22 protein-coding genes are annotated in these 24752 nt (G+C 61.9%); 11 read left to right on the plus strand and 11 right to left on the minus strand.

Annotated elements, in window-relative coordinates:
• Positions 1 to 186 precede the first annotated feature (186 nt).
• Together AC30D9_RS19770 and AC30D9_RS19775 are read right to left on the minus strand one after the other, a co-directional pair.
• Positions 187 to 1272 carry an alkene reductase gene (locus AC30D9_RS19770; RefSeq protein WP_490144665.1) on the minus strand — a complete coding sequence of 362 codons (1086 nt, stop codon included), beginning with the start codon at positions 1270 to 1272 and terminating at the stop codon, positions 187 to 189.
• Positions 1273 to 1322: 50 nt separating this feature from the next.
• Positions 1323 to 2162: a pirin family protein gene (locus tag AC30D9_RS19775; RefSeq protein WP_490144666.1), complete on the minus strand. Its 840-nt coding sequence runs from the start codon at positions 2160 to 2162 to the stop codon at positions 1323 to 1325.
• A 124-nt stretch (positions 2163 to 2286) separates the two neighbouring features.
• Here AC30D9_RS19775 and AC30D9_RS19780 point away from each other — a divergent pair, with 124 nt between their 5' ends.
• From AC30D9_RS19780 to AC30D9_RS19805, 6 genes are all read left to right on the plus strand, one after another.
• The gene (locus AC30D9_RS19780; RefSeq protein WP_307570873.1) at positions 2287 to 3201 is read left to right on the plus strand and encodes a LysR family transcriptional regulator; all 915 of its coding nucleotides are present in this window, start codon (positions 2287 to 2289) and stop codon (positions 3199 to 3201) included.
• Between the two features lie 439 nt (positions 3202 to 3640).
• Complete coding sequence (locus tag AC30D9_RS19785; RefSeq protein ID WP_490144667.1) at positions 3641 to 4966, plus strand: flavin-containing monooxygenase; 1326 nt, start codon at positions 3641 to 3643, stop codon at positions 4964 to 4966.
• Complete coding sequence (locus AC30D9_RS19790; RefSeq protein WP_003182257.1) at positions 4966 to 5376, plus strand: RidA family protein; 411 nt, start codon at positions 4966 to 4968, stop codon at positions 5374 to 5376. The genes AC30D9_RS19785 and AC30D9_RS19790 overlap by 1 nt, the downstream gene beginning before the upstream one ends.
• A 10-nt stretch (positions 5377 to 5386) precedes the next feature.
• Positions 5387 to 6061: a DUF1028 domain-containing protein gene (locus AC30D9_RS19795; RefSeq protein WP_134924137.1), complete on the plus strand. Its 675-nt coding sequence runs from the start codon at positions 5387 to 5389 to the stop codon at positions 6059 to 6061.
• Positions 6054 to 7223, plus strand: a complete 1170-nt coding sequence (gene argE, locus AC30D9_RS19800) for an acetylornithine deacetylase (protein ID WP_490144668.1) — start codon at positions 6054 to 6056, stop codon at positions 7221 to 7223. Before AC30D9_RS19795 ends, argE begins: the two co-directional genes overlap by 8 nt.
• A 238-nt stretch (positions 7224 to 7461) precedes the next feature.
• Positions 7462 to 8442 (plus strand): ABC transporter substrate-binding protein, encoded by a 981-nt coding sequence (locus AC30D9_RS19805; protein ID WP_239548743.1) that lies wholly within the window; start codon positions 7462 to 7464, stop codon positions 8440 to 8442.
• Positions 8443 to 8635: 193 nt separating this feature from the next.
• Here the strand turns inward: AC30D9_RS19805 and AC30D9_RS19810 are convergent, their stop codons facing one another.
• From AC30D9_RS19810 to AC30D9_RS19845, 8 genes are all read right to left on the minus strand, one after another.
• Positions 8636 to 9547 carry a LysR substrate-binding domain-containing protein gene (locus AC30D9_RS19810; RefSeq protein WP_134924140.1) on the minus strand — a complete coding sequence of 304 codons (912 nt, stop codon included), beginning with the start codon at positions 9545 to 9547 and terminating at the stop codon, positions 8636 to 8638.
• Between the two features lie 212 nt (positions 9548 to 9759).
• Positions 9760 to 10962 carry an NAD(P)/FAD-dependent oxidoreductase gene (locus AC30D9_RS19815; RefSeq protein ID WP_490144669.1) on the minus strand — a complete coding sequence of 401 codons (1203 nt, stop codon included), beginning with the start codon at positions 10960 to 10962 and terminating at the stop codon, positions 9760 to 9762.
• Positions 10963 to 11196: 234 nt separating this feature from the next.
• Complete coding sequence (locus AC30D9_RS19820; RefSeq protein WP_307570868.1) at positions 11197 to 11571, minus strand: response regulator transcription factor; 375 nt, start codon at positions 11569 to 11571, stop codon at positions 11197 to 11199.
• A 245-nt stretch (positions 11572 to 11816) separates the two neighbouring features.
• Entirely contained in the window at positions 11817 to 12635 is an 819-nt protein-coding gene (locus AC30D9_RS19825; RefSeq protein WP_134924143.1) for a helix-turn-helix transcriptional regulator, read from the minus strand.
• Between the two features lie 5 nt (positions 12636 to 12640).
• Complete coding sequence (locus tag AC30D9_RS19830; RefSeq protein ID WP_134924144.1) at positions 12641 to 13180, minus strand: kinase inhibitor; 540 nt, start codon at positions 13178 to 13180, stop codon at positions 12641 to 12643.
• 156 nt (positions 13181 to 13336) lie between these two features.
• The gene (locus AC30D9_RS19835) at positions 13337 to 13972 is read right to left on the minus strand and encodes a response regulator transcription factor (protein ID WP_490144670.1); all 636 of its coding nucleotides are present in this window, start codon (positions 13970 to 13972) and stop codon (positions 13337 to 13339) included.
• Entirely contained in the window at positions 13969 to 15420 is a 1452-nt protein-coding gene (locus AC30D9_RS19840) for a sensor histidine kinase (protein ID WP_490144703.1), read from the minus strand. Before AC30D9_RS19840 ends, AC30D9_RS19835 begins: the two co-directional genes overlap by 4 nt.
• A 400-nt stretch (positions 15421 to 15820) precedes the next feature.
• Positions 15821 to 16831: a GlxA family transcriptional regulator gene (locus tag AC30D9_RS19845; protein ID WP_490144704.1), complete on the minus strand. Its 1011-nt coding sequence runs from the start codon at positions 16829 to 16831 to the stop codon at positions 15821 to 15823.
• A gap of 249 nt (positions 16832 to 17080) precedes the next feature.
• On the opposite strand from AC30D9_RS19845, the gene AC30D9_RS19850 reads away from it, so the two are divergent.
• The 5 genes from AC30D9_RS19850 (at position 17081) to AC30D9_RS19870 (ending at position 22938) form a co-directional block, all read left to right on the plus strand.
• On the plus strand, positions 17081 to 18088 hold the full coding sequence (locus AC30D9_RS19850; RefSeq protein ID WP_109756097.1) for an ABC transporter substrate-binding protein: 1008 nt from the start codon (positions 17081 to 17083) through the stop codon (positions 18086 to 18088).
• 111 nt (positions 18089 to 18199) lie between these two features.
• On the plus strand, positions 18200 to 19192 hold the full coding sequence (locus tag AC30D9_RS19855) for a helix-turn-helix domain-containing protein (protein ID WP_490144671.1): 993 nt from the start codon (positions 18200 to 18202) through the stop codon (positions 19190 to 19192).
• Between the two features lie 69 nt (positions 19193 to 19261).
• Positions 19262 to 20194 carry a SphA family protein gene (locus tag AC30D9_RS19860; RefSeq protein WP_307570861.1) on the plus strand — a complete coding sequence of 311 codons (933 nt, stop codon included), beginning with the start codon at positions 19262 to 19264 and terminating at the stop codon, positions 20192 to 20194.
• A 12-nt stretch (positions 20195 to 20206) separates the two neighbouring features.
• On the plus strand, positions 20207 to 21463 hold the full coding sequence (locus AC30D9_RS19865) for an MFS transporter (RefSeq protein ID WP_490144672.1): 1257 nt from the start codon (positions 20207 to 20209) through the stop codon (positions 21461 to 21463).
• A 17-nt stretch (positions 21464 to 21480) separates the two neighbouring features.
• The gene (locus tag AC30D9_RS19870) at positions 21481 to 22938 is read left to right on the plus strand and encodes an amidase (RefSeq protein ID WP_490144673.1); all 1458 of its coding nucleotides are present in this window, start codon (positions 21481 to 21483) and stop codon (positions 22936 to 22938) included.
• Positions 22939 to 23085: 147 nt separating this feature from the next.
• Here the strand turns inward: AC30D9_RS19870 and AC30D9_RS19875 are convergent, their stop codons facing one another.
• Positions 23086 to 24573 (minus strand): aldehyde dehydrogenase family protein, encoded by a 1488-nt coding sequence (locus tag AC30D9_RS19875; RefSeq protein ID WP_490144674.1) that lies wholly within the window; start codon positions 24571 to 24573, stop codon positions 23086 to 23088.
• Positions 24574 to 24752 lie beyond the last annotated feature (179 nt).

The raw sequence follows: 24752 nt of genomic DNA on the forward strand, positions 1-24752 counted from the left end.
AGCACCTGCCGCGCAAAATCCTGTGGGAGCGGGCTTGCTCGCGAAGACGTCGGCATGGCCAACATCACTGCAAACTGACCCACCGCTTTCGCGAGCAAGCCCGCTCCCACACTGGTTTTGTGTCGGTCCCAGGTTGGGTGTTCGACACAGATTCCTTGTGGGAGCGGGCTTTGTCTGCGCCAGCGCTTAGCGGTCCTGGACGTCGGCCAGGGTCGGATAATCCGTATAACCCCGCTCGTCACCCTGGTAGAACGTCGCTGCGTCAGGGGTGTTCAGGGCCTTACCCAGTTTGAAACGCTCCACCAGGTCCGGGTTCGCCAGAAACGGCGTGCCGAACGCTACCAGGTCTGCTTCACCACGGCTGATGGCAGCGGCTGCGCGTTCGGCGCTGTAGCCGCCGTTGGCAATGTAGGGCCCGCCGAAGCGGCGCTTGAGTTCCTGGAAGTCGAACGGGCCTTCGCCCAGTTCCACGATGTGCAGGTAAGCCAGGCCATAACGGCTGAGCATCCTGGCGACGTATTCAAAAGTTGCCTGTGGGTTGCTGTCGCTCATCGAGAAGTAGCTGAAGATTGGCGACAGGCGAACGCCGACACGGCTGGCGCCGAAGACTTCGATCACCGATTCGACGACTTCCTTGAGCAAACGCGCGCGGTTTTCGATCGAGCCGCCGTAGGCATCGGTACGTTGGTTGGTGCCGTCGCGCAGGAACTGGTCGATCAGGTAGCCATTGGCGCCATGGATCTCCACGCCGTCGAACCCGGCCAGTTTCGCGTTGGTCGCAGCCTGGCGGAAGTCGGCGACCACGCCTGGCATTTCATCGAGCTCCAATGCCCGTGGCAGTTCGTAGGGCTTGAGGCCCTCGGGCGTGTAGATCTCGCCATCGGCCTTGATCGCCGAAGGGGCCACGGGCAGGGCGCCGTTGATCTGCACCAGCGGATGGGAAAGACGGCCTACGTGCCAGAGCTGCAGGAAGATCTGTCCGCCCTGGGCATGCACTGCGTCGGTCACTTGTTTCCAGCCGGCGATTTGTTCGCGGGTAAAGATCCCTGGCGTACGCAGGTAACCCTTGCCCTGGGTCGACACCTGGGAGCCTTCGCTGATGATCAGGCCCGCACTGGCGCGTTGGCTGTAGTACTCGGCCATCAGGGGCGTGGCCGCATCGCCTGCTCCTGCGCGGCTGCGGGTCATCGGTGCCATGACCATGCGGTTTTTCAGGGACAGCTTGCCGACTTGAGTACGGGACAACAGAAGATCGAGACCGATGTCAGTCATGATTCACCTCTAAGGGGTCAGGTATGAGCAGGGGTTGGATAGAGGGGCGGTCAGGCCAACCGGCCCTCCAGTTGCAACTGGGCGCCGATGCGCTGGATCTCGTTCTCACCTTTTTCCAGGGCGGCCTGGCTGGTGTGCACGGAGTAATAGCCCATCACCAGGTCGTGGGGATGTTTGACTGCCGAGCCCAGCACGAAGGACGTCGCGCCTCGGGCAACGATGTCGATGGCTGCGCCGGACTCTTCGAATATCACCATTTCTCCGGCATTGACGTTGCCGCCAGCGTCGAGGCCGCCGCTGTTGACCGCCAGCCAGGCGACGGTGTGCCCGGCCGGTGGCGTGTAGCGCCAGCGTTCGTTTTCCTGTAACTGCACGGCGAGGTAGTTCATGCCCGCTGGGGAGGCGACGCGGCTGCGAGCTGCGCCGTATTGGCCGAGCAGTACCAGCGCCGGACCTTCCCGAGGGATCTCGGCGGGCGCCAGGTAGAGGCTGTGGGCCGGGGCATTTTCTTCTGCCGCCGGCAGCGCCACCCAGAGCTGGAAACCTTGGATCGGCGAGCCACCGACCGGCCGGGCGGTGTGCCAAACACCGTTGCCGGCCTGCATCCACTCCATGCCGCCGCTGGGCAACGTACCTGACTGGCCCGTGGTGTCTTCGTAGATCACTTGGCCTTCGATCATGTAGGTCAGCGTGGCGATCCCGGAATGAGGGTGCATGCCGAACCCCCTCTGCATGGCATCGGCGTTGAATGCGAAGCGATCGAGAAACACGAACGGCTTGCAGAGCTGGCCCAGGTCGCCGGGGCTCATGAGCCGGGTGATCGGCCCGTGGCTGCTGCCGGAGGTACGGTGGACGATGGCGCGTGGCGGTGCTTTGACGATGCTGTTCATGGTGAGCCTCGGATGCTTGAGCGTTTGGGAGCCCGATGCGAGAGAGGATAAGTGCCTGCCAATAGATTGATTAGTCGATACAATCGGATTGAACTCATCCAATAAACGAAGGAATGCCGCCGCCATGCTCGATCTCAACGACATTGCGCTGTTTGTCCAGGTGGTCCGCAGTGGCAGCTTCGCCGAAGCCGCCAGGCGGTTGGGCATGCCTTCCAACACCGTCAGCCGGCGGGTCCAGCAGTTGGAGGCGCAGTTAAAATCGCGACTGCTGCAACGCTCGACTCGCAAACTCACGCTGACCCATGTGGGCCAGGGGTTTTATGAGCGCTGCGTGGAGGCGGTGGATGGCCTGATGGATGCCGGGCAGGAACTGATGCTGGGCAGCGAAGAGCCGAGTGGCCTGGTGCGCATCGCGGCGATGGCGGATTTTTTCGACTTCTTCCCCATGGAATGGGTGGCCGACTTTTTAGCCGCGCATCCTCGGGTGCAACTCGATTTCGTGCTCAGCGATGCCCGCGTCGACCTGATTGCCGATCGCATCGATGTCGCTTTTCGCGGCGGTCCATTGCAGGATTCGGGATATGTCGGTCGTCAACTGCTCCAGAACGACGGCGACGGCATGGTTGCCAGCCCCGCGTACATTGCCGCACGCGGCGCTCCGGTTTCGCTGCAGGACCTGGCGCACCACGACGGCGTGAGTTTCGCCCATCCCAGTGGCTTGACCGACTGGCGACTCGTCGGCCCGGACGGCATCGAGGAGCACGTGCAGATCGCCTGCCGGTTCCACGCCAACACCGCCCAAGCGTTGCGCAGGGCGACCGTCGCCGGCCTGGGCATCGCCGTGTTGCCAGGGGCGCTGAGCGCCCTCGACCTGGAAGCCGGAAGGCTGGTGCGTGTGCTGCCACAATACCAACGCATCGGCTTCGGCCTGAATGTGCTCTATCCGAGCCGGCGACAGTTGCCGCTGGCGGTTTCGGCCTTCATTGGGTTGGTGATGGAGAAGCTTGAGCTCAAGGCGTTTCCGGCGCGGATACAGTGAGCCGGCCAATGCGATCAGCATTTGTCCGTTCCTGCCGTTTTGCAGGGCGGTGTCGTGGCTGGATAAGCACATTTTTGTGCCGCACCGGATATTGTGGCGAGGGGATTTATCCCCGTTGGGCTGCGCAGCAGCCCTTCTAAGCAGTCAACTCAATCTGCCTGACACACCGGGTTGTCGGTATTAGGGCCGCTCCGCGTCCCAGCGGGAATAAATCCCCTCGCCACAGTGACTCGCCTTGTCCCAGTGATCATCACGCTCGGGCAGTAGCCCATTTTTTTCCTTCCTAGCAACGACAAAAACCCTCGTTTCGCAAATCCGCGCCTGCCAACACAATCGCCTCGACACCTCATTTCGATGGTCGCAATCGCAGAACAAAAAATCAGAACCCGAGGCGGCGCCATGCCGGCCTGAACCAACCCTCTGCCGGAAGTGCACAGACATGCCCGTTGAAACCCTACGCATCGATACGCTTGTTATAGGCGCCGGCCAGGCCGGCGTGGCCATGAGTGAACACTTGAGCAGACAAGGTGTGCCTCACCTGGTCGTGGAGCGCAATCGGATTGCCGAGGCCTGGCGCACTGCGCGTTGGGATTCGCTGGTCGCCAACGGCCCGGCCTGGCATGACCGTTTTCCTGGCTTGGAATTCGAGGGGCTTGACCCTGATGCCTTCGCCGCCAAGGATCAAGTGGCCGATTACTTCGAGGCCTATGCGCGCAAGTTCAATGCGCCGATCCGTACCGGCGTGGAGGTGAGGAAAGTCGAGCGCAATGTCGGCCGCCCGGGGTTCACCATTGAAACGTCCGAGGGCCTGATCGAAGCCATCCATGTGGTCGTTGCCACCGGGCCATTCCAGCGACCGGTGATTCCGCCCATCGCATCTGAGATGGCGACGGTCACCCAGATTCACTCCGCGCAGTATCGCAATCCGCAGCAGTTGCCCGAGGGGGCGGTGCTGGTGGTGGGCGCCGGATCGTCGGGGGTGCAGATCGCCGATGAGTTGCAGCGCGCCGGCAAGCAGGTCTACCTCTCGGTGGGGGCCCATGATCGTCCGCCACGGGCCTACCGCAACCGCGATTTCTGCTGGTGGCTGGGGGTGCTGGGCGAGTGGGACGCCGAGGCGGTCCAGCCTGGTAAAGAACACGTCACCATCGCGGTGAGCGGTGCCCGTGGCGGCCATACCGTGGATTTTCGCCGGTTGGCCCAAGAGGGCATCACCCTGGTGGGCCTGACGAAGTCGTTCAACGGCAGTGTGGTGACCTTTGAGTCGAATCTTGCCGAAAACATCGCCCGCGGCGACGAAAACTACCTGGCACTGCTGGATGCCGCTGATGCCTATATCGCCCGCAACGGCCTGGACCTGCCCCTTGAACCGGAAGCCCGCGACCTGCTGCCCGATCCGCAGTGCCTGACCCAGCCGATCCTGGAGCTGGATCTGGTCGCCGCCGGCGTAACCAGCGTCATCTGGGCCACCGGCTACTCGGTGGATTACAGCTGGCTGAAGGTCGACGCCCTCGGCGCCAATGGCAAGCCTCGGCATCAGCGTGGTGTTTCCAGCGAGCCGGGCCTGTATTTCGTCGGCTTGCCCTGGTTGTCGCGGCGCGGTTCGGCATTCATCTGGGGCGTCTGGCATGACGCCCGGCATATTGCCGACCACATCGTGAAACAACGCATTTATCTCGCCTACCAAGATGCTGCCCAGCGCCAGGCCTCGGCGCTGGACAGCGATTCGTATCGTTCGCAAACCAGTCTCACGGGAGTCCGTTGATGCCTACCCACACACGTATTCGCATGTTCAACACCAAGGACACCTACCCGAACCAGACGCTGGACAACGACTTGTGCCAGGCCGTGCGCGCCGGCAACACCGTCTATGTGCGCGGCCAGGTTGGCACCGATTTCGATGGCCAACTGGTGGGGCTTGGCGATCCACGCGCCCAGGCCGAGCAAGCCATGCGCAACGTCAAGCAGTTGCTGGAAGAAGCCGGCAGCGACCTGAGCCATATCGTCAAGACCACGACTTACCTGATCGACCCGCGTTACCGCGAGCCGGTGTACCAGGAGGTCGGCAAGTGGCTCAAGGGCGTGTTTCCGATCTCCACCGGGTTGGTGGTCAGTGCCCTGGGCCAGCCGCAGTGGCTGATGGAAATCGATGTGATCGCGGTGATCCCTGAATAAGGAGCGGAGCATGACTTTCTCCATCGTAGGGCGCTGTGCCGAAACCGGCCAGTTGGGCATCGCCATCAGTTCCTCGAGCATTGCCGTCGGCGCCCGTTGCCCGTGGTTGCGGGCGGGCGTCGGTGCGGTGTCGAGCCAGAACATTACCCTGCCGGCCCTGGGACCGCAGATTCTTGATGAGCTGGCTGGCGGCCTGGTGGCGCAGGCAGCACTGGAGCGAACCCTGGCACGCAATGGCTACAGCCAATACCGCCAGGTGGCGGTGCTCGATGCCGAGGGTCGCACGGCGATTTTCAGCGGCGAGCATACCCTGGGCACCCACAACGCAGTGGCCGGTGAGCAATGCGTGGCGGCCGGCAATCTGTTGGCCAATGCCGGGGTGATCGAGGCCATGGTCGTGGCCTTCGAGCACAGCGGTGGCTGTCTTGCCGCACGGTTGATGAATGCGTTGCAGGCCGGGCAGGCGGCGGGCGGTGAAGCCGGGCCGGTGCATTCGGCGGCGCTGTCGGTGGTCGATGACCTGACCTGGCCCATCGTCGATCTGCGGGTGGATTGGGCCGAGGAAAATCCCATCGGCGAACTGGAAAGACTCTGGCTCGCCTATCAGCCGCAACTGCAGGATTACCTGACCCGTGCGCTCGACCCGACCCAGGCGCCGAGTTATGGGGTGCCGGGCGATGAGTGAGCTGCGTAGCCGCGCGTTGCTCGAACGGTTGGTGGGTTTTGCCACGGTCAGCCGCGAGTCGAACCTGGCCTTGATCGAGTTCGTGCGCGACTACTTGCAGGGGCTGGGTGTGGACAGCGAGCTGATCTACAACGCCGAGCGAACCAAGGCCAACCTGCTGGCGAGCATCGGCCCGTCGGTGCCCGATGGCGTGGTGTTGTCCGGGCATACCGACGTGGTGCCGGTGGATGGACAGGCCTGGACGGTCGAGCCGTTCTGCCTGAGCGAGATGGACGGCAAATTGTTCGGGCGTGGTACGGCGGACATGAAGGGGTATCTGGCTTCGGTTCTGGCAGCGGTGCCGGTGTTCCTCGCCAGCGCGCTTCGGCGCCCGGTGCATCTGGCGTTCTCCTATGACGAAGAGGTGGGTTGCCTGGGCGTTCACAGCCTGTTGGACGTGTTGGTTCGGCGAGTTCCCCCACCGGCCTTGTGCCTGATTGGCGAACCCACCCAACTCCAACCGGTACTGGGGCATAAAGGCAAGTTGGCGATGCGTTGCCACGTCAAAGGGGCCGCCTGTCATTCGGCCTACGCACCTTACGGCGTAAATGCCATCGAGCAGGCGGCGCGCCTGATTGGCCGGTTGGGCGAGATCGGCGCAGCACTGGCCGATCCCTCGTTGCATGACGCGCGCTTCGATCCGGCTTATTCGACGGTGCAGGTCGGCGTGATCCAGGGCGGTACGGCGTTGAACATCGTTCCAGCCGATTGCCGCTTCGATTTCGAAGTGCGCGCCTTGCCGGATTTCGCCCCGCAAGTGGTGGCCGAGCAATTGCAGGAATATGCCGAACAGACCCTGCTGCCGGCGATGCAGGCGGTGGCAGGCGATACCGCGATCCGTTTTGAGGCGCTGTCCGCCTACCCGGGCCTGGCGACCGCGCCTGACAGCGCCGCCGCCCAACTGGTTGCGCGACTGTGCGGCAGCGACGCTTTCGGCACCGTCGCCTTTGGCACCGAAGGCGGCCTGTTTCACCAGGCCGGCGTGCCGACGGTGGTCTGTGGTCCCGGCAGCATGGACCAGGGGCACAAGCCCGATGAGTACGTGAGTGTTGAACAAATGGCCGCCTGCGATCGCTTGATGGATCGGCTGGCGAGCTATCTCTGTGAACCCAATGATTGCTGACCGCAAGGGTGCCTGAGGAGAACGATTTCAATGGACGGAGATTCCTGGTGGTCAGCCAGGCGACAACGAACAGGCCGACAAGAGCCTTTGCTGTAGACCATACCGCCCGTGTTTACGGTCACCTTTGAGTCCCGTCACCGGCTCGTGCGGGCGAGCCGGCATTTCGAGGAACCGCTTCATGTCCAGATCCTTGCGTTGCAATATTGCGTGTGCACTGGCGTTGTTGAGTACCAGCGTCATGGCCGCGCCCCAGAGCTTGACCGTGATTTCCTTTGGCGGCGCCACCAAGCAGGCCCAGGACAAGGCCTACTTCCAACCCTTCAACGCCAGCGGTGCGGGAAACATCGTGGCCGGCGAATACAACGGTGAACTGTCGAAGATCAAGGCCATGGTCGCGGCCGGCCACACCAGTTGGGATGTGGTTGAAGTGGAAAGCCCCGAGTTGCTGCGTGGTTGTGAGGAGGGCTTGTTTGAGAAGCTCGACCAGACGGCCCTGGGCGACCCGGCGAATTTTGTCCCGGGGGCACTGACCGAATGTGGCGTGGCCACCTATGTCTGGTCGATGGTCCTGGCCTATGACCAGAGCAAGCTCGCCAAGGCGCCCAAATCCTGGGCGGACTTTTGGAATGTGGCCGATTACCCGGGCAAACGCGGTTTGCGCAAAGGGGCCAAGTACACCCTGGAAATCGCCTTGCTGGCCGATGGAGTCAAGGCCCAGGACTTGTACAAGGTATTGAGCACACCGGAAGGTGTGTCCCGGGCCTTCGCCAAGCTGGACCAGATCAAGCCGAACATCCAATGGTGGGAAGCTGGCGCCCAACCGGCGCAATGGTTGGTGGCGGGGGATGTGGCGATGAGTGCGGCCTATAACGGGCGCATCGCGTCGGCACAAAAGGAAGGCATGAAGCTGAGCATTGTCTGGCCGCAGAGCCTGTACGACCCGGAGTACTGGGCCGTGGTCAAGGGCACGCCGAACAAGGCCTTGGCCGAGCAGTTCATTGCCTTTGCCAGCCAGCCTCAGACGCAGAAAGTGTTCTCGGAAAACATCCCTTATGGGCCGGTGCACCGCAAGACACTCGCGTTGTTGCCGGCGGCGGTACAGGAACAGTTGCCCACCGCCGAGGCCAACCTGGCTGAAGCCCGGGCCGTGGATGCCGAGTTCTGGGTCGACCATGGCGAGGAGCTTGAGCAACGCTTCAACGCCTGGGCGGCTCGCTAGGCACCGAACGTCCCATCAATTGTAAGTTAAGGACCTGTGGCGAGGGATTTATCCCCGCTGGGGCGCGAAGCGGCCCCAAATATCGACAAACTTAGAGTGTCAGGCAGATAGAGCTGACGGGTTTGGGGGCTGCTGCGCAGCCCAGCGGGGATTAATCCCCTCGCCACAAGAGTTAGTGTTTAGCAGGGCTAGTTCAGGCCAGCCATTGCCTGAACTGTTCCTTGCAGTAGTCCACGAATAACTGCGCTGGTTTGGTCAGGTGCGCGCGCTTGAGCCAACCGGCCACCAACGCCGAGCCGGTCACGTCTTCGGCGATATTGACGCAGACCACTTGCTGGCCATCGTAGGTGCAGGTGGAATGCGGCCGGGTTACCAGCACCGCAAAGCCGAACGCCTGGCCGACCATGCCACGCACCATCTCGATGGACGGCGAGCTGAACACAATGTTCGGGGTCAGGCCCAACTCCTCGAAGATGCTCACGAAGTAAGTCCGGCTGGGCTGCACGTCCAGCAGGATCATCGGCTCCAGCGCCAGGTCGCGCAGCGACACTTGCGCCTGGTTGGCAAAGCGGTGCCCCGCCGGCAACAACGCGTAGGGGCGCTGTGGGGCGGTCAATGCTTCGGTCTCGATGGTGCTGTCCAGGTCGTGCTCATAGAAAATCGCCAGGTCGAAACGCCCACCCGTCAAGCCTTGCACCAGTTCCTGCTGTTCGCCGTCCTGCACGCGGATTTCCACCCCGGGAAAGCGCTCACGGAAACCGGCGATCAACCGTGGCAGGTAAAGCGGGGCGACCGTTTCAAAGCAGCCGATGTCGATCTGCCCGCTGACCACATCGTTATCGGCCAGGGCGTTCTGCTCGAACTCCCGGGCCATGCGCAACAGCTCCTGGGCCTTGCGATAGAAACGCGCGCCGCCGGGCGTCAACGTTACCCCCTGGGCGTGATGACGAATGAGCAACTGCACGCCGAAACTGTCTTCCAAGCCCTTGATGGCGGTGGCGATCGACGGCTGGGCGATGTACAGCTTGCGGGACGCTTCAGCGACGCTGCCACATTCGACGGTGGTGACGAAGTATTTCAGCTGACGCAAGGAATAGGACGCCACGGGCACACCTCGATCCGGATGGTTTCTGCCTACCTTACCTTGTGCACAAGGAGTAAGGGGTGGGCATTGATACGGATTTTGCTGGGCAGTGACGATATTCTGGCTGGCTTGGGGACGAGCGCCTGAAAAAAAACGCCTGCCCAAGTATCAGTGGCGGGCGTCTGGGAAAGACCGGCGCAGAAAGGAGGGACTGGCCGGGGGCGGGAACGGGCTCAGGCCACCGGGATCAGCGGGTCGGCGGCGGCCAGGGCGGTCGCGCGATCAGCTGCGGGCGGGTAGATCCACACGGTGTTGATCTGGGTCTTGAGGTCCTTGGCTTCCTGCCCGACCAACTTGAGCTGGCGGTCCCAGCCTTCGGTATACACCGCGCCCCAGGCACCCAGGTCCAGGCAGGTCACATACTTGGGTTGGCTGTAGGCCATCGGCGCCACGCCGAGCAAGTCGGCCGCGACGTTGTTGCCGGCATAGCGACCCAGGGCGATGGCGTGCTGGCAGGACATCACCGCGTAATTGCCCAATGTGTCGGTGGCGGCATAGGCCACGTCACCGGCGGCGAATATGTCGTTTTGTCCCAACACTTTCAAATGACCGTCGACGTGCAGGCGACCCTGGCGATCACGAGTGCCCGGCACATGCTGGGTCAACGGGCTGGCACGGAAACCCACGGTCCAGATCACGGTATGGGACTCGATACGCTGGCCGCTCGACAGAGTGACGCCACCGGCATCCACCGATTCGACCGAGGCGTTGAGGACCCACTCGATCCCCAGGTGCTCGGAGGCTTGGACAATGGACGGACGAATGCCGTCGCCCAACGCTGCGCCGATCTGCGGCCCGCGATCCACCACGATGACGCGGATGTTCGCGTCTTCACCCAGGACCGTGCGCAGGCGTGCAGGCATTTCGGTGGCGGTTTCGATTCCGGTAAAGCCGCCGCCGGCCACCACCACGGTGTTGCGGGCCGGGCTGTCCGGCAGGTTTTCCAGGGATTTGATATGGGCTTCGAGGCGGGTGGCCTGTTCGATTTCATCAACGTCGAAGGCATGCTCGATCATGCCCTCAAGGTCGGGACGAACCAGCTGGCTGCCCGCCGCGAGCACCAGGCGGTCATAGCCCAGGGTGCCCTGGGTACCGAATACGTCCACGTAGCTGACCCGCTTATTGTCGACATCGATACTGCTCGCCGAGCCCTGCACGAAATTCACCCCCACCGCCTCGAACAGACCACTCAGCGGCGCGGCCATGGTGTGAACGTCCGGCTCGTAGAAGCGAGGACGAATGCGCAGCTCAGCCTGGGGGGCCAGGACGCTGATCTGCACGTCATGACGATCGTGTTGGTCCAACAGCCGGGCCGCGCTCAATGCGCTCCAGACCCCGCCGAAACCTGCGCCAACCACCAGAATATGTTGTTTCATGATGAGCTCCCGAAGACAAAATCGATACGTTGAATTGTTTGACTGTTTCAGCGTGACCGTCGCGAAGTACTCCAAAAACGCCAGGCTGCAATGAATGGTCATCGAGCGCATTCAGTTTCGGTTCGCTGCAGGGAAGCTTATTGGCGGGCGCGGTGTTTAACACTTCTACATAAGGTCGTCAGGTTTATGCCTGAGTAGGGGATATCTATACGAAGGTATGAGGCCGCGACGCAGTCAGGAAGGTCGGGCAAGTACCGATTCGATGCAGGCGATCAATTCAGCGCAGTCGAAGGGTTTCGGGAAAAACGCCACCGGCTGGGGCGTACCCGCGCTGACACGGGGTGGTACACCAGGGTATCCGGTGATGAAGATGATCGGGATATGAATGCCCAGGGTCGACAATCGATCGCACATCTGAATGCCTGTCATGCCAGGCATTTGAATATCCGATATCAGGCACGTGGTGTTTTCAAGTTCGCAGGAAGATAAAAAGTCCAAGGCGCCCGGGTATGTTCTAACCCGATATCCGTGGGAACGTAACAAGCCATCCAGTGCAATTCGAACTGACTCATCGTCATCAATGATTGAAATAATTGCAGTGTTGGACATGTCGATACCCGGGGGTGATATCAGGTCGCCATAAAGGCACCCGTATCAGCGCAAGATACGCCGTCCAATAGTCCCGCCAAGTATACGTGTGTATGAACTTTCTATTGCTTGCTACGCCATTCTCCCGCACAGCCTTGCTCCCTCGGAGATATCGACGGTTGGCCAGGTTATGGCGAGTGCGAGGGTCAAGGGCGTCGTGGAGCAACAATTGGGGCAACAATAAGGAGGGGACCTCACTGGAATGCTTAGATCGTTGCCCGCAATTCACGTGGTGACAGGCCATAGTGTGAGCGAAAGCGCACCGCAAAACGTGAGGCCGAGGCGTAACCGCAGGCACCGGCAATTTCACCAATAGGGCGAGACGTTGTTTGCAACCATTGCAACGCTGCCGCCAGTCGGACGCTCTCCAGAATGTCCCTGAAACTGTCCCCCTCATTCGCCAGTTGGCGACGCAACGTCGATTCACCCAGGTTAAGGTGTCGTGCAACGCTCGCAACCGTCCAGTCTTTCTCCGGGCTGCCCATTACTATCTGCTGCACACGTTCGCAAATTGGATCGTTGCGACCCATCAGCAGAGGTCCGACCTGGCCACTAAGGCACAGGCTCAGAAGAACCGCTTCCCCATAGAGCGTGCGTAATGCGTCCGGGGAGTTCGCATTGATAGAGACCAACAACTGATCCCATGCCTGTGTTGTGTGCCTGTCCAGAGGAACGCATAGATCGCTCTTCAGCACACCGCGACGGCTCATGATCTGCTGGCTATATCGGCTGCTGAAGTTACGCAGTGTCGAGGTGGGAAAGGTTACCGCATCGGCGATGTAGTGACCGTGAGGTCCGGGGAAGTTTGAGATACCAAGCTCGCGTCCGGCCGGCATCAGAATCAGATGTTGCGGCCCCGCGCGCATCTCCCGGTCATCCCATTGCAACAGTTTTTCCCCCTGGCGCACTCGACACAAGGTGGTCACGAACACCGGCACCCTTGGCAAGGTAAGGGGCTGTCGCGCCCGTATGACACACGCATCGATAATGTTTTCCCGGTGCTGTATGCCGTCACAAGGGCGCATCGTTCTTAACGTCCGTAAGTTGAAGTAATGGTCGCTTTGGCCAGGGCGTTGGCATTGAGCATGTACCCGACCAAGGCGCCACTGGCTTCACCGTCGAGTGGTAGCTTATCTACTTTCAATGCCCATACGGTGAATTGATAGCGATGGGGTTTATCCCCTACAGGTGGGCAAGCCCCGCCAAATCCCGGCTGGCCATAATCGGTTCGCCCTTGTACTGCGCCGGCAGGCAGGTTCGCTCCCACGCCTCTTGGCAAGCTGGTGGTAGAAGTGGGTAGGTTAACCACTGTCCAATGCCACCAACCGCTACCGGTCGGTGCATCGGGATCGTAGACCGTGATCGCGTAGCTTTTGGTACCTGCGGGGGCGTTTGTCCAGGAAAGCTCAGGAGACGTGTTGCCACCTTCGCAACCGAAGCCCTGGAACACTTCGCGACTGGTCAGCGGGCGGTTGTCGGCAATATCCCGGCTGGTCAGTGAGAAGTCGGCAGCGTAACCACTGAGTGCCACTGCCATGGAAAGTGCGGGCGGTATTAATCTGAATTTCATCGCGACTCCATCTGGGTCTTAAGGAAGTTCGAGTCTAGGTTGAACGAAGACGGGTTACTGTGCCGAAACGCTCGACAAAGGTGCCGAAATGCTCGATGACGGGGCGCGGCCGCCCAGTGCAAGAGGCTATCGAACTGTATTAGCCAGACGCTTACGCTATTCCAGCACCTGGGCCATGCGTACCAGATCGGCAAACGAGCGTGCGCACATCTTGCGCATGGCCTGGCCGCGGTGAATCTTTACGGTGATTTCACTCAAACCCAGCTCCCCGGCGATCTGCTTGTTCATCAGGCCTGACACCGCCAGCGCCATGACCTGTTGCTCCCGGGGCGTCAATGTGGCGTAGCGGCCAAGCACTTGCTGATGGCCGCGTTCGGACTCGCGCCGCTGGCGGTCCTGGTGATGGGCGGCGGTCACGGCGTCGAGCAGGTCTTGTTCGCGGAACGGTTTGGCGAGGAAATCCACCGCTCCGGCCTTCATTGCCCGCACGGTCATGGCGATGTCACCGTGACCGGTCATGAACACGATCGGCAGTTGAACGTTGGCCGCGGCCAGCTCCCGTTGGCAATCCAGGCCGCTGGTGCCTTGCAGCCGCACATCCAGTACCAGGCAACTGGGCTGGTCGGGCCTGGGATGGTTCATGAACTGGGCGACCGAACCGAACAGATGGACCTGCAGGCCGATGGAGCGCAGCAGGCTGCCGAGGGATTGGCGCAGCGGTGCGTCGTCGTCAACGATGTAGACGATGGGGGCGCTGTCGATGACCGGGCTTGAGGACTGCAGGGAGGTCATTGCTCGCTCCCCGATAGAGCGGTGCCAGTGAGCTGCGGCAACGCAAACCGGAACGAGGTGCCTTGGCCGGCCTCGCTGGTTGCCCAGATCCTGCCGTCATGGAAGTCGATGATGGACCGGCAGATGGAAAGGCCCATGCCCAGGCCGTTTTCCTTGGTGGTAAAAAACGCATTGAACAAAGACGGCAGTACCTCGGGGGCAATGCCGATTCCGTGGTCGGTCACCTCCAGCAGCGCTTCGTCATTCTCCGTCCAGGTGCGTATGTGCAGGGTTCGTTCGTGTACCTTGACCCCGTCCATGGCGTGACAGGCATTGATGATCAGGTTGATGATCACTTGCTGCAGTTGCACCCGGTCTGCGCTGACCTGGCTGTCGGTCGTTGTCAGGTCCACCTTGGTCCGGACTCTATGATGAGCCAGTTGTTGCTGGACCAGATTCAGGGTCTCGCGGACGATGTCGTCCAGTCGCTCGGGCTGGCGCAACGGGTCGCACTTGCGCGACAGCGCCCTGATACCGCTGATGACTTCGCTGGCGCGACAGCCGTTGGCGACGATTCGGTCGAGGCAATCCAAGGCTTCCCCGAGATCGGGTTCCGGACGTTTGAGCCAGCGGCGGCAGGCCTCGCCGCTGCTGGTGATGGCCGTCAGTGGCTGGTTGACCTCGTGGGCAATGGAGGCGGCCATTTCCCCCAGGGAGGTCAAGCGCGTGACGTGGGCCAGTTGGCTCTGGGCGCGAAACAACGCTTCTTCGGCCTGCTTGCTGGCAGTGATGTCCCTGAGTGCGCCGAGGTACTGGAAGCGACCATGCTGGACGAGCAGGGGGCTGGCGATCATGTGGATGTGTTTGATGCGCCCATCAGGCATCAGTAGCCGCAGCTTGACCTCGATCTGCGGTTCGCCGGCGGCGGCCTGTTGGAAAACCCCGCGTGCCAACTCCAGGTCCTCAGGGTGGGTGCGCTCCAGCATCATCGACACCGTCGGCGTCTTGCTGGGTGGGTACTCGAAAATCCGTGCCGATTCCTCCGACCAGGACAACGCTTGTCGATCACCGCGAAAGCCCACGCTGCCGGTCTGGCTCAGGCGCTGGGCGCCGGTCAGGTAAGCCTCGTTGTGCCGCAGGCTGTCGGAAGCCTGCTTGCTGCGCAACGCCAGGAAGGCGATAGCCGACAACGCGGTCAGGCAGCGGAAGAAGCCGGTGGTCGATTCCCAGCGGTGATAGCCGCCGTTGTACAAGAACATCGCGGTGAGCAAGCACATGCACATCAGCGCGACGGTGATCACCAGATTGATGGAGAACAGGTTGGCCGCCATCAACAACAAGGTGATGTACAGCAGGGTCGGAGCCAGGTCGGAATGGGTTTCGGAGTTGATGATGATAATCCCGCAGGCCACCACCAGGCCCACCACCCAGCCGAGTGCGTTGACCAGTGGGTGGGTGCTGATTCCCATCGACGGCCGAGGCCCGCTCTGGCTCGGGCTGTATCGAAGGCTGTCATAGACGTTCTTGAGCACTGCGGAGGGTAGGGGCACGTTGGCAGACCTTTTGTTTTTTACATGGTCTCGCTCTGGATTGGCGGGGACAGAGCATCGGTTCGTATCTTACGAAGCGCCGCTTTGCCTGAGGTAGGACATAAAACCCTGAAATCCCGCCAAGCCGTCCTGAAGAGGAGGGACCGCCGCGCAGCCCCGCGCGAGAAAGCACCTTTGCCACAAAAGTCGGTGGTCGCCACGGAGCCTGGGTTCATGCCGAAGTGCGTTCATGTGCAGCGCGCTCCTGGCCGAGCAGGCTGACCCGCCAAAGCGATCCAGGAAGGTAGCCTGACGGGACGGTGCCGCGAGGGATTCGCGCTTAGCGGGAAAAGCGCAGGCGATACTCCCGAGGAGAAATCGACAGGTGGCGCTGGAAGGTGTGGCGCATTCGTTCCTCGTCACCGAAACCGCAGGACCGGGCGATCTGGTCGATGTTGCGCTGGGAGTCTTCCAGCATTCGACGCGCGGCTTCCAAGCGGAACATCTCGATGGCTTTGGCCGGGGTTCGGCCGGTCTGGCGTTTGTAGACTCGGGCAAAATTGCGCGGGCTCATCCTGGCCTGGCGGGCCAGCCGTTCGACGGTGAGGTTGTTGTCGTCCAGGTGTTCGGTAATCCAGGCATGCAGTTCGTCGAACCCGGCGCTGTCCTGCATTTGCGACTGCAGCAGTTGGCTGAACTGCGCCTGTCCGCCGGGGCGCTTGAGAAACACCACCAGCTCACGGGCCACCTGCAGGGCCACGTCGCGACCGCAATCGGCTTCGACCAATGCCAAGGCCATGTCGATGCCGGCGCTGACACCGGCCGAGGTCCATACGCTGTCCTGCTGGATGAAGATCGCGTCGAGGTCCACTTCAATCGACGGGAAACCGCTCTTGAGCATCTCGCACATGGCCCAGTGGGTGGCGGCCCGGCGTCCGTCCAGCAAGCCGGCCTGGGCCATGAGGAAGGTGCCGCTGCATACCGATGCGGTGCGCCTGGCCTTGACCGAGGCCTTGCGTAGCCACTGCACCAGGTCGACACAGTCGATCATCGCCTGCCGTATGTCCGGTGCGCCAGGCACGATCAGTGTGTCGATGAGCGTTTCGTCGAGCTCATGCAGGGCCCGGGTATCTACCACCAAGCCTTCGGCAGTTCGCATCAACCCACCTTCCAGGCTCGCGGTGTGCATTGTGTAGCCGGGCAGGTCGCGTTCGGTCATGGCTTTGGTGGCAGCCCAGAAAACGGTCTGGGCACCGGTCAGGTCCAACAGGCCCATCTGTGGGTAAGCCAGGAACACCAGTGTGCGCGGCTGGGAAATGGACTCGGTGGCGATCCCGACATCCAGGGTCATCTCGTTCATGATTGCTTCGCGCTTGGTATTCGTCGGGACGGTTGGGGGAGCAGGCACCGCTACTGTATCGCTTTGGTGCAGGTCTCCAAAGACTATCAAGCGATCGCGCCGGTGAGTGCGAGACGCATGGGCTCTGGTGCGAACATTTAGGTGCTATTGTTATGCAATCTAGGTATTTAAATTAATTTTCTTATAGCTTTAAAGTCGTGACCTTCAGTCTTTTCAACTTACTGTGAGGTTCACCAGACCATGGCTTTCAAGCGTTCTGCGCTCACCTTGTTGGTTTCCCTGGCGGCCACTGCGCTGCTCAATCCCTTGGCCCACGCCGAAGGCAAGATCAGCATCGCCCAGCAATTCGGTATCGGCTACCTGATCCTCGATGTGGTGCGCGACCAGCAGCTCATCGAGAAGCATGGCAAGGCCCAGGGCCTGGATATCAAGGTGGATTGGAACAGCATTTCCGGTGCCACGGCGATGAACGAGGCCTTGCTGACCGGTGCCCTGGATGTGGTGTCGGCGGGGGTTCCGCCGATGCTGACGATCTGGGATCGGACCCGCGGCAAGCAGAACGTCAAGGCCATCGCCTCGCTGGGGTCGATGCCCAATTATCTGTTGACCAACAATCCGAACGTGAAGAGCCTCAAGGACTTCACCGACAAGGACCGGATCGCCGTTCCGGCGGCGGGTGTCGGGTTCCAGTCGCGCACGTTGCAGATCGAAACCGCCAAGGTGTTCGGGAACGATCACTTCAAGAAGTTCGACGATATCTCGGTCAGCCTCCCGCACCCGGATGCGACGGCGGCGTTGATCGCCGGCCAATCGGAAATCAATTCGCACTTCTCCAGTCCGCCCTTCCAGTACCAGGCACTGCAAAGCCCCAACGTGCACAAGGTGCTCAGTTCCTACGATGTGCTGGGTGGGCCGGCGACGTTCAATGTGCTCTACACCACGGAAAAATTCCACGACGAAAACCCCAAGACCTACAAGGCGTTCTACGACGCGCTGGTGGAGGCGCAAGGCATTATCCAGGCCGACAAGCCGGCGGCTGCCCAGACCTACATCCGCGTGGAGCAGTCCAAGTTGCCGCTGTCGCTGGTGGAGAAAATCGTCACCGACCCTGAAATCGACTTCACCGTCGTCCCGCAACGCACCTACATCTATGCCGAGAAACTGCATGAACTGGGCGTGCTGAAAAACAAGGCCGACAGCTGGAAGGATTATTTCTTTGAAGAGGCCCATGCCGGCGCGGGCAGTTGAGCCCTGGCCGATTATCCGTTTTCGGCACAATTGAACGACCGGTCCACGGGGCGGAATGGAACTTGCCTGAGCTTTGACCCGTAAGCCCTGGAATCACCAAAGGTCGGGTCAATGAACAACTCCAACATGGCGCAGCCGGTGGTTTCGTCGGACCTTTTGCCGACGCTGCCGATCAATCGGTTCCGCACCACAGACATCGACGAGCACGCCCGGAACATGGGCGGCTGGCAGGTTTGCTATGACCAGTTGACCCCCGGACGCTTCGACGGCGAGTTGATCGAGTTCCGCTCGGACTGGATGCAACTGGTACGCGACCGCTCTAATCAGGCACTGACCAAACGGGGCATGGCCTGGGAGGGCGCCATCACCTTCAGCGTGCCGCTGAGTGCGGACGGGCCGGTATTTTGTTCCGGGCATCCGATTATCGAGCCCAGCCTGTTGGTCGCCTGTGGGCATAACTTGCCCGAGCTGCGCACCCCTCAACATCTCGATCTGCTCGGTGTCGCCATCGAGGAGCAGGCCTTGGAGCATGTGCTGGAGCGTCAAGGCAGTCGCTTTCGAATTACCGATCTTCCCAAGTGTTACCGCCTTGGCAACTCGACGCTGCCTGCCGAGCTTGCGGCGTTGTTCGATGAGCTCGAGGGCGGCGAGCAGGGGGGTGACTCATTGCTGGGGTACGAGTCGATCCGCCGTGGCCTGCGTGACACGGTGATGCTGCACATACTGGAACTGGTGGCACCGGATGAGGCGCCGCCGCTCAACCCCACGGCGCGCAAGCGCATGGTCGACCGGGCTCGGGAATACGCCCTGTCCCACGTCGATGAGCCGCTGTCGATCCTCGACCTGTGCAACCACATCGGTGCCAGCCGACGCAAATTGCAGTATTGCTTTCAGGAGACACTGGGGATCAACCCCGTGGCCTATTTACGGGCGTTGCGCCTCAATGCCGTGCGTCGTGAACTGCGCAATGGCGATCGGGCACTGGGAGTCCAAGAGGTGGCGGCGCGCTGGGGGTTCTGGCATTTGAGCCGGTTTTCCGCTGACTATCGGATCCTGTTTGGCGAAACCCCGTCACAAACCTTGCGTCGCACTCAACTGTGCTGAAAACGGATAACCGCTGACGGAGCGGCTCCCTAGGATGACCCCAACACCACATGGTCGAAGGGGCATTCGATGTACCAAAATAAAAAAACCAACATCTGGCACCGTACATGGCTGACCTTGGGGCTGATCGGTCTCTGTAGCGCTGCTCATGGCACCGAAAACGGTGCGCCGACCACGGCGGTCGGGGTCTATGATTTCGGCGCGGGCATGATGCCGCCGGCCACGCCCTTTGGCACCGTCGGCCTGCGTACCGCGTTCTATTCGGCCAATGTGCAGAAGGATCGCCACGGCAAATCCGTGGACAACAATTTCTCCCTGGATGTCTTGTCCATCGGCGTCGCCTACATGCGCATGACCGATTACACCGTGCTGGGCGCCAAGTATGGTTTCGGCACAGTCGTGCCGTTCTTCCAGATGGATGCCTCGATACAGGTGCAGACACCTGTCGGTCCGTTGGATCTGCAAGCCGATCCGTTTCGCATGGCCGATATGCAGTTGCTGCCGGTGATCCTGCAGTGGACCCTTTCTCCGAACCTGTTCGTCAATGCCCAGTTCCAGATCCAGGCCCCCACGGGCGACTACGACAAGAATCGCTTGATCTCGCCGGGCCTGAACCACTGGACCTTCTCGCCGATTCTCAACGCCACCTACATCTCCGACAGTGGCTTCGAAGTGTCTTCAAGCTTTGAGGCCGACATCAACACGCGCAACCACGCCACCGACTACAAGAATGGCGTCGAGTACCGCCACGAGTTCGCCGTGGGCCAGCACATCGGCCCGTGGACCGTGGGCATGGGTGGCTATTACTACCGGCAATTCACCGATGACGATGCGCCGGGCCTGGAAGCAGGCAATCGCGCCCGGGTGCTGGCTGTCGGGCCGGCGGTGAGCTATTTCGAGCCTGGCATGCCACCGGTATGGCTGCATGTCTACAAGGAGCTCGACGCGCGAAACCGCGCAGAGGGCTACACCACGGCGCTGCGCATTTCTCACAGTTTCTAGAAGGGGCTCGCCATGAACCAATCAAGTTCCGTTTCAACGGCGGCCATCCCGGCGCGCCAGGCCAGTTGGCGTGAAGGACTGGTGCTGATGCTGGGCAGCAGCCTGACAATCATGGGCTCGGTGATGGTCACGCCCGTTCTGCCCAGGTTGGGCGCTGAGTTCGGGCCTCTGGAGCCACGCGCCGATCTGTTGGTGCCGTTGGCGGTCACCGGGCCGGCCCTGGCGATTGCCCTGTGCGCGCCATTGGCCGGCTGGCTGGCCGACAGGGTCGGGCGCAAGGCCTTGCTGGTGCTTGCGACGATTCTCTATGCCTTGCTCGGCGCGCTGCCGGCCGTGCTCGATAGCCTGCCCTCGATTGTCGGTGTGCGTCTGTTGTTCGGTTGCATGGAAGCGGCGGTGATGACCTGTTGCGCGACGTTGATCGCGGACTATTGGCACGGTGAGGAGCGGCTGCGCTACGTCAACCGGCAAGTGGTGACCATCGGCCTGGTGGGGGCGCTGTTTTTCGTGGTGGGAGGTGCGCTTGGGGAACACTCATGGCGTGCGCCGTTCCTCTTGTACTTGCTGCCATTGTTGCTGGTGCCAGCCATGATGAAGGTGCTCTGGGAACCACCGGTTTTGAAGCCGCAGAGGGTCGAGCCGCATGTCGAGGCGTCGGGGCCGGCCAAGGTCGCCGTGCCGCAACTGCTGGTCGGCTACCTGATGATCCTCGGTGGCATGGTCCTGACGTTCATCATGCCGATCCAGGCGCCCACGCTGTTGGTCAGCCTGGGCGTCACCTCCAGCACGATGATCGGCCTGGCGGCGGGGCTGAGCCTGTTGGCGACCTTGGGTGGTTCGCTGATGTGGCCGTTGCTGCGCCGTCGCTTCGGCATCGCCGGTTGCAACGCGCTGCTGCTCGGCCTGATGGGCCTGGGGCTGTGGCTGTTGATGCGCGGGCAAAGCTACAACGAAGTGCTGGTGGCGGTGTTCATCCAGGGCCTGGGGGCCGGGTTGCTGGTGCCCAATGTGATGGCGCCGGTCATGAATGCGTTGACCGCCAGCACCCGCGGCCGAGGCTTGGGTGGGTTCACCTCGTGCCTGTACATCGGCCAGTTCCTCAGTCCGCTGGTGGTGGCCTTGGTGGTTGTCTTCGCCGGTGACCTGCGTCACGCCATCCAGTGGTTGGCCCTGACCAGTTTTGCCTTGGCGCTGCTCTGGGCCATTGCCGGCTTGCGGGCACGGGGCCAGGGGCAGGCGAGCACCTTCGGATCACACCAATCGTCATGACACAAGGAATCTGAAACATGGGTATGCAAGACATCCACCACTTGATGGACATTGAAGATGCCACGGCGCTGGCCGAATGGGTCAGGCGTGGCGAGGTCCAGCCAGGTGAATTGCTGGAAACCGCCATCGAACGCCTGGAGCGGGTCGAGCCGCAGCTCAATGCGGTGGCCGAGCGCTTGTACGATTCGGCCCGGCAGGCGGCGTGCACGCCACAGGTTGGCCAAGGCCTGCTGGCCGGGGTGCCGACCTTGATCAAAGATCTGTTTTCGCCAGTTCATGGTGCGGCGATGACCAACGGTTCTCGCGCACTGGGCGACTTTCGTGCGGATTTCGAATCGGAAATCGTGACGCGTTTGCGGCGTGCCGGATGCCAGGTGATGGGCACCAGTACTTCGCCTGAGTTCGGCACTTCGTACTCCACCGAGTCCGCGCGCTTCGGTGCCACACGCAACCCTTGGTGCACCGAGCACAGTGCCGGTGGTTCCAGCGGAGGCGCGGCGGCACTGGTGGCAGCTCGCGTGGTGCCATTCGCCCACGGCAACGACGGTGGCGGTTCATTACGCGTGCCGGCGTCTTGCTGTGGTGTGTTCGGGTTCAAGCCCAGCCGCGGCCTGATGCCGTCGGGACCAATAGTGGGCGAGGGCTGGGCGGGGATGGGCACGCCTCATGCGATCACCTTGTCGGTGCGTGACAGTGCGGCGTTGCTGGATGCCACCTCCGGGATGGACCTGGGCGCGCCTTACGCCGCGCCGATCCAGGCGTTGCCGTATGCAATGGCAGTGCAGGCCGATCCCAAGCCGCTGCGCATAGCCCTGGTCGAGCAGCTCGGTCCTTGGCCTACGTCACCACAGAGCCTTCAGGCGGTGGGCGAGGCCGCGCGGTTGTGCGAGTCCTTGGGGCATCGCGTCGAATCGGTGAGCCTGCCGGTGGGGCTGCTGGAGTTTCTCGATCACGTGTTCACCATCATTGGCGCCAGCTCTCGTCACTATGTCGACCTGCTGGGCCAGATGCGTGGGTTCGCCGTGCAGGCCGAAGAGCTGGAGGTGCGCACGCGGATCATCTTGCGGGACAAGGGCAGCGTCAGCGGCGCCCAGTATGCCGCGGCGGTGGCTTGGATTCATGCCCTCGGCCGGCAGTTGGCGGTGTTCATGCAGGATTACGACGTGATCCTGACCCCGGTCCTGACCCGTGAGCCGGTGCCTATTGGCGAGCTGGATCTGCAGGACGTGTGCATGAGCCTGGATCAACTGATCGAGCGCTACCACAGCTATTCGCCGTTCACCGCGCTGTTCAATGCCAGCGGCCAGCCGGCGATGTCCGTGCCATTGTCCTGGAGTGCCAATGGCCTGCCGATGGGTGCGCATTTTGCCGGTCGTTTCGGCGAGGAACACACGTTGCTGGCCCTGGCCGCGCAACTGGAGCGCGCCCAACCATGGCGCGGCCGAGTCCCACCGGTCAACGCCTGCCGGCGGTAAAAGTGTGGGAGCGAGCCTGCTCACGATTGCGGTGTATCAGCGGTATAAATGTTGGCTGACATTCCGCTATCGCGAGCGGGCTCGCTCCCACAGGGGGGATTTTTGGGGGGGAGGGCCCTGGGGTGTTGCTCCAGAGCCCTTTGTTACTCAGTAGCGGATCATCACCGACTTCAGTTCGGTGTAGTCGTCGATGAATGCACTGCCGAACTCACGGCCCATCCCGGAAGACTTGCTGCCGCCAAAAGGCACGGCCGGGTCGAGCAAGGTGTGCATGTTCACCCATACCGTACCAGCCTCGATGGCGGGAACCATGCGCAGGGCCTGGCCCAGGTCGTTGGTCCAGAGGCTGGCGCTCAGGCCGTAGGGCGTGTCGTTCATCAGTTCCAGCAGTTCCTCCTCGGTGTCGTAAGGAAAGAACGTGGCGACCGGGCCGAAGGTTTCTTCGTGGAGCAGGCTGTCGTCGCGGCGATTGGCGAGGATGATGGTCGGCTCGACGTAGCAACCCGGCCCATCGATCAGCTTGCCGCCGTGGACGATGGTGTTGTTCTGCGCACGGGCCTTGGCGAAGAACTCCGCGAGTTTGTGCTGGTGCTGGCGGTTGGTCACCGGGCCGAACTCGGTGCGTTCGTCCAGGGGTGAGCCGATGGTGAGTTTGCCCAGGCGCTGGGCCAGTTTGTCCATGATCGACTCGATCTGCGAGCGATGGACGAAGAACCGTTCCGCCGCCGCGCAGATCTGTCCCGAATGCAGAAAGCCCGCCTCGATGATGCCGTTGACCGCGACCTCGGGGTCGATATCAGGCAGGAAGCCCGCTGCATTCTTCCCACCCAGTTCCAGGGTCGTACGGGTCAACCCGGCGCCCATGGCCGCCTGGCCCACTGCCAGGCCGGTGGGTATGGAGCCGGTGAATGAAACCTTGTTGGTGCCCGGATGCTCGATCAGCCCCTTGCCCACCTGGCCGCCGCCGGTCAGCACATTCAGGGCACCGGAAGGCAGGCCAGCCTCGATGGCCAGTTCCGCGATGCGCAGGATGGTCAGCGGGGTGAACTCGCTGGGCTTGATGATGACGCTGCAACCGGTCACCAGGGCTGAAGCCAGTTTCCAGATGGCGATCATGGTGGAAAAATTCCACGGCACGATACCGACCACCACCCCGACCGGTTCGCGCAAGGTGAAGGCGGTGTAGCGTTCGCCTGCGAAGGAGGGCAACGATGGGGTGATCGTCTGGCCGTTGATCTTGGTCGCCCAGCCAGCGTAATAGCGCAGGAAGTGGGCGGCCTGGTCGACTTCGAAGGCTCGGGAGATGTGGATGATCTTCCCCGACTGGCAGGTTTCGATCTGCGCCAGCTCTTCGCGGTTGCGCTCCAACAGGTCCGCCAGCTTGAGCAGCACATGACCGCGCACCGCCGGCGCGGTTTGAGACCACTGCTTGAAGCCGCGACGGGACGATTGCACCGCCACATCGATATCGCCGGCAGTGGCGTCGCTGACCTGGGCGATGACCTGGCCGGTGGCAGGGTTGACGACGTTCAGTGTCTGGCTGCCCTGGCTTTCGACGTAGCCACCGTCGATGAACAGGGCGTGATGTCTATCGAGGAAGGCTTGAACCTGAGGCAGCAGGGCAATATCGCTCATGAGGGTTTCCTGATCGCGAACAAGGGAAAGCCCCGAGAGTAATGCCGGCAGAGCTGTCCAGCTTGACTGTGCCTGCCGCGTCGTATGTCTGTGGCTGCCAGCCTGCGCGTTGGCAGCCAGGAGCAAGGCCCTGTGCAGGCAGGGACAAGCCAGCCTGGCCGGTTTGCGATCAGATCCGG

It is taken from the genome of Pseudomonas sp. DF11 (assembly GCF_058148565.1).